The sequence below is a fragment of the Thermosphaera sp. genome, assembly GCF_059755995.1.
Genome location: NZ_DBOUKL010000057.1, coordinates 1 through 8,639, shown reverse-complemented (window position 1 = coordinate 8,639; position 8,639 = coordinate 1). Strand labels below are relative to the sequence as shown.

Here is an 8,639-nt window from a genome sequence, read left to right as displayed (position 1 = left end):
AAATATAAATGATGAGTTCGGGCAAAAGCGTTATAGAGGCGCCTTACACCTCCTACAGTAAAAAGCAGTTACGGCTTCAGATTTCGAGTGCCGCATTCCAGGTTCCTAGGTGTTTCCTCTAAGTATAACTCTCTTGTCACGTGTTTCATTCAACAAGTGAAGCACTAGTTGCCCGCTCCTCGTGTATGGCTCGAATAGAAGTGTCCCGTCTGACAATGCTCTTATAGTGGAGGTGAACTTGCCCAGGTAATAGAATTAAGTAACAGTGACCCGTACTCTGGTAGCCCTGTTCTCCAATAGAGTCTACCAAGCTGACCCGTGAAGTAGATAGACCTGTACCCCTTTTCTCTTACAATGATTGAAGGATTATTTGTTGTGGATGGAAGCGGTGGGGGTGACCTTGCCATTCTCGTATTTATGGCCATGCTTGCCGCGTGGAGACCTATATAGCTTGTAGACTCAGCCACTCTAAGGGTTTATTCAGCGTATGCCAGGCTATACCTGGTTTTATCCTCCTATCCCTCCACACGTGGTAATTTTAAAAAGAAACTTCAGTTGTATAGGTCTACAATGCTAAGGGGACTCTGACAAGAACGTCGATATTTTACCCATAATCCATTGTCTTAAGCTGTTCTGCAGTTTGTCGAAGTAGGAAGACGCTTCGGATGGATTCATCCTTGAGAGCCTGGCTTGAACTTGAGCTAAATACTCTGGGTTTAACTCGACAAGGCTTCCACTCCAAGGGTCCTGCACTTTTATATGGTTGCTTAGACTCTGGATTACTTCCTGTGCCTTGATCGGGTTGTTTTCCTGCGCAATCTTCTGGAAAAGCTTTTTGAGACTCGCCTGGACTTCTTCTTCGAGGAAAACTTTCTCGTAGAGCTGTAAAGCTAGGCTGCTGTAGTTTTGTGTTTCAGGTTTCAGTGAGTAGTTGAATATTTCTTGGTTGCCTAGGTATTTGATAGTCGATGATAGATAATCGATCTTGTGGTTAGATGCGTTTGTATCGGAGAAATTAACAGGTATGTAGTCTGTGTATGTTAGGAACGATTTCTGGCCGTCTCTTGAGAGGAACCAAAGTATTAGTTTTTCGACGTAGACCTTTTTACCTGTTTCGAGTGCCGCTAAAGTCAAGGGCTCATAATTAGTTTCCTTTATGAACATGAGGTCGGCATCTCCTCCGCTTAAAATGTAGGCTGAGAAGGCGTTGTCGTTATTTCCTATAGTCAAGGGATAGATTCCGAGTGCTACCTGGGCAGCGGCATCATTAGCCCTCTCTGTAACTGTTGATAGACCAGCTAGGACGATTAGTATTTGGAGTCCTCTCTCCCACCCATGGATCTCAAGGGTTTTAGAGAGTAGATATTGTGTAGGAGTGTTAGCTGAAGGTTTAGGCATTATGATTGTAAGTTTGATTGCCTCCGAAGGATTAGCAGTGAAAAAGTCATAGATGTTTGAAAGACTGTTTATCCCGGGTAGACCTAGCTCATTCAGCATCTTCTTGTTAACGATGATGGAGTTCACCCTGAAAGCCACAGTAACGTACTTGCCATTGCGATCCACGAATACGGGTGGAACCCTATTTATTATCGTCTTGTTTAGCACTGAAAGCATCGAAGCGTGCTCTCTCAAATAATGGATCGAGTCAGGTTGTATCAGCATAAGTCCATCGACGGATCTATTGCCCGAGGTTAGAGTACTCAGTCTTACAAAGGTGATGTTGCTTATACCTATCTCTTTGGCTGGAGGAGGAGGATAGGCCCAGGCTGGGTATATTGGTGGTTTAACAAGCAACCAAAATCTCAGATTACTCGTGAATGAGAGCGAGAGATCTGTTGCTATAGAGATGTGTTCCCCGGTTAGAACCGTAAGAAAAGACTTTTCATAGATTTCTTTAAGCCTTAGGTACTCAATGTATGCGTAAATAAATAATCCTATGAAAATTGCGATAATCGCCACAAGTATAAGGACTCGAAGTCTCAACGAGGCTTCACCTCAGGATCATATACATAGTTCTCGAGAACCTCGTTCTCGTGAATAATGTGTTTCAAGACTATAGCACTAGGCCTAATCCTTCGACGCTTAGTCACATAATCAATCTCTACGAGACCAAACCTTGGTCTGAACCCTGAAGCCCACTCGTAGTTGTCTGTAAGTGCCCAGTGCAGATAGCCTTTCACATCAACCCCTTCCCGGATGGCTTTGAAGACAGATCTTACATGCTCAAAAATGTACTGATGCCTAATACTGTCTTCCGCATCAGCTACACCGTTCTCGGTAATTATCATAGGGAGCATGTACTCCTTCCAGAGCTTTAACAAGATCTTGTAGAGCCCCTCAGGGTAAAACTCCCAACCTATATCGCTACATACGCGGTCGGCTAGTGATTTCCTCGCACCACACGAGAATCCCAGGCCCTTAACGTACCTGTATCCGAGCGAGTTCTTTGCCTCGTCGACAACGTGCCTGCTATAATAGTTCACTCCTAGCCAGTCAATGTGGTTCCTGAGGTCTTTCCGAGGCGAAGGATAGAAGAAAGATTGTCCCCTGGTTAGTGAGTCCAGGACTCCTTTTTGCCAGAGTTCCTCGGCTCTATTAGTAGCTTTAATGGCCTCCTCTGTATCAGACTTGGGTTCAAACCATATTATTGCATGTATGAGGCCTACAGGTTTCCTGGAATACTGCTTGACGGCATCATAGGCACGGGCAACTGCCTCTATCAGGTTTCGCGCCGCGTTCATCATGTATTCACGGTTTATGATACCAGGAGGAAACCCTGTACCGAAATAGCCCCCCATGTATACAACGTTCGGCTCATTCATTATGCTCCAGTAATCGACTATTTCATCAAAGACGTGAGCCATGTAAGCGGCGAACTTGGCGAACTCTACAATTGTATCTTTTGAAAGCCAGCCCGAGGGCGCGTGGAGGGGTCCGTACCTTCGCACCATCAGGGGGTCGTGAAGCCACGTCGGCATGGTCCAGTGGTATAGGTTTAGAATGAGTAGCTTATCGCGGTTTTTCCAGTCGGAGAGGAGCTCCCTGTATCTCTTGACGGCTTGCTTATTTGAGAGTTCGTCTAACTGCTTTATGGCGGTATCTGTTATCTCGATGAACTCTATCCCACCCTCACTGCTCTGCTGAACATGTACTTTCACACCCCTAGTGTCCCTCGGGAATATCCTGCTCCACTCGACCCCAATACGGGCAGCGTCCATGCTTAGGAACTCGGCTATGTTGTGATCCACTTTGTAGAGATCCCAGTACCCTGTACCGTTCTCGGGCAGGTCTCCGCTAACCAGGCCTGAGGCTATGTTATCGCCATCGTGAACCCATACCCACCAATCAGAATTAGGATCCTCGCTTCCCGGAATCCCCATCTCAAACTGAAACCCGGACTCAGAGAAACCAAAGAAGAATTTTTCTTTACCTTTCAAGTCAGTCACCCCCGATGTTGCCTTGGACAATTGAATGGGTACCGGAAACCTTCAAGGCTGCAAGCCCGTTACCGCTTAAGACGTTTCCTTGGAAGATATTATAGTCGCTACTCCCATCCTCGTAGATACCGAATCCTTGTGTCTTTTGTCCTGGTGGGGAAAAGTCGTATATGAAGACGCCTTGAATCAACACGTTCCTTGAGTCCTTTAGGTATATCCCGGAGTACTTTAAAGGAGATCCGATACTGTTGTTTATTATTCGGCCTCCGATGATCCTTACATCACGACAATTTATAAGCTCGAGACCGTTCCCACGCATCCCTGCTATTTCCACGTCTATGAAAGCTATGTTTATGCAGTTTGTGAATCTGGAAGTCTCGGGCCTCATGTCTATTCCCTCAAGGTTACAGTGTACGAAACGCTTGTGCTGAACATAGCCTCCCTGGGTGTTATACGCCAAGACGCTGTACTTACCGCTGTTAAAACAGTGAATGTTATTGAACTCCATCACACCGTCCGCAGTGTCTTCCAGGACAATACACGCATTACCGGAGTTTGCAATATTAGACTCCTTGACGTATAGCACGTTACCATATCCCTTAACAACAAGCCCGTTATTGGACATGTCGTGGACGTGAACGCCCGATATTATTATCCCCCAAAAGTCCTTGGGAGGCATACCTCCCTCAATGATGATGCCGTCGTAATGACTGAACAGTTCGAGGTTAGCTATCCGAATAGTAAAACCATGTTTTTTTATTCTTAGGAGGGCTCCACTCCTGCTTTCCTTAGAGCCCCTTATTATAAGACCCGATATTTCAACATATGAAGAATCCTCGCTTATCACTATGCCATCACTGTTAGCTGGGAAGACAAGTGTTGGAAAACCATTTCCTTTTAAGGAAATTTTCGAGCCAAGCGTCAGTGGTTTCGTAAGGGTGTACGTTCCTGGGTTAACTATGATAGAGCCGCCCGTGGGGGCGAGTAGCTTCACAGCGTGTTCAAATACCTCGTCGGCGCTCCTGCTCCGGATGATAACGTTGCCCTTTACCCAGTCGAAGAGCAGGTAGCCTGTTTTTTCCTCTGTTATTCCTAATATCATACTTTTATTCACCTCTTCAATATTTATATAACTTTGTCTAGGATAAATATTATAAAAATAATTTATTTTAGAATATAAATCAAAGTACGTAGTTAAAATAAGTAATGTTAATAATATAAATAAGATAAATATGAGCGGAATTGTAAACCTGTCTTCCTGTGACTTCATCGCACCACCCTTGGAAGACTGCTGATAAGAGTTCTAGTGTATTCTTCTCGGGGCTGTGACACTATTTCTTCGGGTGAACCTTCTTCAACTATTCTCCCCTTGTACAAGACGATCATCCTGGTAGCCACGTGGTAGGCAAGGCCAATATCATGGGTGATAAAGATCATTGATGAATCGGTAGCTTGGACGAGGTCCACGAGCAGCTTTAATATTAGTGCCCTTAGTGAAGGGTCAACCATGGAAACAGGCTCGTCGGATATGATAAGTTTAGGCTTGATAAGGTACAGCCTTGCTACTATAAGTCTTTGCTTTTGTCCTCCTGAGAGCTGATGCGGATATCTCCCTAGGACTTCTTGCGGGTTTAAGCCAACGCTCTTAACGGCTTCAAGGATACTTTTCTTTCCCTCCTCGCTCGAAGGATCTATTCCATTTAGCTTCAGCGCGATTTCAAGTACCCTGTCCACTTTATGGAATGGGTTGAAGACAGCGTAGGGATCTTGCAAGATTATGTTTAGGTTCCTGTAGAACCATTTAATGTCCTCCTTTTCCCGTATATCCTTCCATACGTTTTTGCCTAGAAAGACGACGTCCCCCGATGTCGGAGGCTCTATCCTAGCTATTATCTTAGCTAGGGTTGTTTTCCCTGACCCGCTCTCGCCCACAATGCTTATTATCTCTCCCTGGGAAACTCTCAAGTTGACACGATCGAGTGCTTTAACTTGTGTAGTCCTGACGAAGCCAGATTCATAGATCTTTGTTATATTCCGGGCATCAAGAACTACTCCCATATCTCTCACCGTACATCAAACAAGCAACATAATGATTGGGTCTCACTTCAACTAGTTCAGGTATAACCTCCCTGCATACACTCCTCGCAAATGGGCATCGTGGGTGGAATCTACAACCGGGTGGAGGATTGGATAGATCTGGAAACTCGCCGGGGACCCATTTAAGTTTTCCCCTCTCCACTCCTTTTTCAATGGTGACGAGTGATTCAAGTAGGAGTCGTGTGTAGGGGTGTAGAGGGTTTCTCGCTATCTCTGCAGAGGGACCTATCTCAACAATTTTCCCGGCATACATGACCGCTATCCTGTCGGCGACTTCAAAGACTGCTGGTACATCATGAGATATGAATACGACCGAACTTACAAGTCCGACGTCGCGGATCTGTTTAAGCGTCTCGAGAACTGTTTTAGCTACGACGACGTCCAGGGCAGCTATTATCTCGTCAGCTATAAGGATGTCAGGGTTTAAAAGTGAGGACATAGCTAGGACGACTCGCTGTTTCATACCGCCACTAAGCTCGAAGAAGTACTTGTTGAGCGTTTCAGGCGGAAGCTTAAGCTTCTCGAATATCTCGCTTAAGTGGGCAACGACTTCTTCCTTAGTCTTGACTATACCGTGAGATTCGAAAATATCCCTCGCAATCTTCCATAGCTTATGAGCGGGGGGTAGGGCAACCATTGCCGTTTGAGGGGCGATGGCTATCCTGCTCCCGAATACGTGGTTTTGCAGATACTCGTAAGTCTTTGTGGACAGTTCTATAATGCCTTCCTCCTCATCGTGAAATGTTACCTTACCTTCAAGGAATCTTAGAGGGGGGCGTATGTTCATCATCATAACTTCGGCAAGGGTTGATTTTCCCGAGCCACTCTCACCTATTATTCCTAGAATCTCCCCATTATAGACCTTCAGCGAGACTCCATCAACTGCCTTTACGGCTCTTTCCACTCCACGGTGAGTTATGTAATAGTATGCCCGAACATTGTCTAGCTCCAAGAGGATCTTTCCGTTGAGAGTCATAGTGATTACACCTCGGCTATACCAACCTCTCTTAGCCTGGGATTGAAAACGGGTTCGAGTGATGTTGCTAGTACCTGTAGAGAGGTTACTGTAGCCGTTATTATGATTCCGGGAGGAATAAACATCCAGTATAATCCCCTTCTTATGGCGTCTAGGGTTCCAGCCCAGTAAAGGAGTGATCCAAGGGATATTGTCCTGAGGGCTCCCACACCTATGAAGGAAAGAGCTGTTTCCATCCATATACCAGACCCGAGAAATGAGGCAAAGTTCACAACTATGAACACCATAATGTTGGGCAATATGTCCTCTAAGAGTATCCTCCAAGAGCTCAGTGCCGAGACGCGGCTGAGAATTATGAAGTCGCTGTTAAGCAGGCTTTTTATCTGTCCTCTTATTCCTCTCGCGTAGCCTGGCCAAAGAAATATGCTCATTATCACTGCGAGTATCTCGACTGTCCTATTGGGTATGTATGCTGTGACTATTATCAGCACGAAGCCTGAGGGTATTGTGAGGAGCATATTGGTCAAGCCGTCAACAATGCTGTCGAGCCATCCGCCAAAGTATCCTGCGAGAGACCCGAGAAGGGTTCCGAGAAAGGTTGAGACTACCGCAACTAGGAAGCCGATGTATAGTGAGGTTCTTATGCCGTATAGAAGTTGTGCTAGAATGTCTCGTCCAAACCTATCTGTTCCCAGCGGATGGGACCAACATGGAGGAAGCTGGATGGGAAACCCCATGTAGTAGGGATCTACAGGGTAAAGTATTGGTCCTAACAATCCAGTTAGCAGTATAGCGGTGAAGACAGTGAAAGCTATCAAGAAACGCTTGTTACGCTTGAAGAGATATGTTATTGTCTCCATATAGACGTTCCTACCGCTCATCTTCTACACCCTTGCCCTGGGGTCGAGAGCCAGGCGTAGCAAGTCTACCATGAAATTTGATAGAAATACGAAGCCCACGATTAGTACAAAGAATCCTTGGATAAGCGGGTAGTCCAGAGAGCCTAGCGCCGCGCTGACAAAGTAGCCTATTCCGGGATAACTGAAGACCGTCTCTACGAAGAGGTTTCCTACAACTACTCCACCCATAGCGACGCCAAGCCCTACGAGCTGGGGGATCATGGCGTAGCGCATGACATACCTGAAGATTATGCTGTCCTTTACCCCCATGCTCCGCAGATAGTTCACGTATTCGCTTTCAAGCTCGGATGAAACCAGGGCCCGCATGTTGCCAGTCCAGCCCGCGGTCCATATTATGAAGAGCGTTACAAATGGAAGTGTATAGTGCCACAGAAAGTCGGATATAAATGCCCATGAGAGAGAAGGGGTTATTCCCGGTGAGAGGGCTCCACCCGATGGGAATAACTTGAGCGTGAAGGAGAATGTGAAGATCATGAGGAGGGCAAGCCAGTAGGATGGAATATTGGAGATTATAAACGAGAAACTCATGAATATTTTCTCTATTCTTTTTCCACGCTTATAGCCTATATAGGCTCCTAGGAGGGTTCCCACTGTCCATGAAAGCAGGATTGAGGGGACTAACAGTGCTAGGGTCCATGGAATAGCGCGCACAAAGATCTCAACGACCTTGGCTGGATAGAACGAGATAGATGTTCCCAGGTCTCCAGAGAAGGTCCGTACTAGGAAATCCATGTACTGCCACCATAACGGCATACCTACACCGTACTCTCTTAGAAGACGGATCTCGTAGGCCTTCAGTGTTTCAGGATAAAGCATGTACTGTTGGTAAAGGCTTTGAAGATAGTTCCAGGCGGGGTTCTGAGGGATAAGCCGGGGTAAAATGAAGATGATTGATATCGTGATCCAGTACGTCAGGATAAGCCAGGTTATCCTCTTTAGGAGGCTTATCAAAAATTTTCTACTTAGAGCCAGGGAGGAAAAAAACATTTTTTTAAACACCGGTTTTGTTATAAACCCTAGCTAGAAGTCTTTTTCGGCCGCTTTAAGTATAGGAGGGCTATGATAGCCACTAGTATTATGACTACTGCTAGTGCAACAATTAGCATCGTGTAGTCGGTAGGCTGTGCCGCAGGTGGTTGCTGTGGGGTAGGCTGCTGGGTTGTGGGAGCGGGAGCCTGCGTAGCGTTTTGTGGTGGAGGCTGTTGGGGC

The 8,639-nt window shown here is 46.1% G+C and carries 8 protein-coding genes; all 8 read right to left on the bottom strand.

All coding sequences use genetic code 11. The features are described from left to right. Nucleotides 1–573 precede the first annotated feature (573 nt). Nucleotides 574–1,983 (bottom strand): ABC transporter substrate-binding protein, encoded by a 1,410-nt coding sequence (locus AC3OH0_RS05685; protein ID WP_498345087.1) that lies wholly within the window; start codon nt 1,981–1,983, stop codon nt 574–576. Beyond that, a complete protein-coding gene (bgaS, locus tag AC3OH0_RS05680) occupies nt 1,980–3,446 on the bottom strand; it encodes a beta-galactosidase BgaS (protein WP_424738975.1) in 1,467 nt (488 codons plus the stop codon). The genes AC3OH0_RS05685 and bgaS overlap by 4 nt, the downstream gene beginning before the upstream one ends. Next, on the bottom strand, nt 3,439–4,539 hold the full coding sequence (locus AC3OH0_RS05675; protein WP_424738977.1) for a right-handed parallel beta-helix repeat-containing protein: 1,101 nt from the start codon (nt 4,537–4,539) through the stop codon (nt 3,439–3,441). The genes bgaS and AC3OH0_RS05675 overlap by 8 nt, the downstream gene beginning before the upstream one ends. A gap of 164 nt (nt 4,540–4,703) precedes the next feature. Continuing rightward, nucleotides 4,704–5,495: an ABC transporter ATP-binding protein gene (locus AC3OH0_RS05670; RefSeq protein ID WP_424738980.1), complete on the bottom strand. Its 792-nt coding sequence runs from the start codon at nt 5,493–5,495 to the stop codon at nt 4,704–4,706. Beyond that, nucleotides 5,479–6,510, bottom strand: coding sequence for an ABC transporter ATP-binding protein (locus AC3OH0_RS05665; RefSeq protein ID WP_424738983.1), 1,032 nt, complete (start codon nt 6,508–6,510; stop codon nt 5,479–5,481). The genes AC3OH0_RS05670 and AC3OH0_RS05665 overlap by 17 nt, the downstream gene beginning before the upstream one ends. A 5-nt stretch (nt 6,511–6,515) precedes the next feature. Further along, a complete protein-coding gene (locus AC3OH0_RS05660; protein WP_424738985.1) occupies nt 6,516–7,391 on the bottom strand; it encodes an ABC transporter permease in 876 nt (291 codons plus the stop codon). A 3-nt stretch (nt 7,392–7,394) separates the two neighbouring features. Next, a complete protein-coding gene (locus AC3OH0_RS05655; protein ID WP_498345086.1) occupies nt 7,395–8,183 on the bottom strand; it encodes an ABC transporter permease in 789 nt (262 codons plus the stop codon). A 263-nt stretch (nt 8,184–8,446) separates the two neighbouring features. Further along, nucleotides 8,447–8,639: hypothetical protein (locus tag AC3OH0_RS05650; protein WP_498345085.1), on the bottom strand; the 193-nt coding region annotated here is incomplete at its 5' end.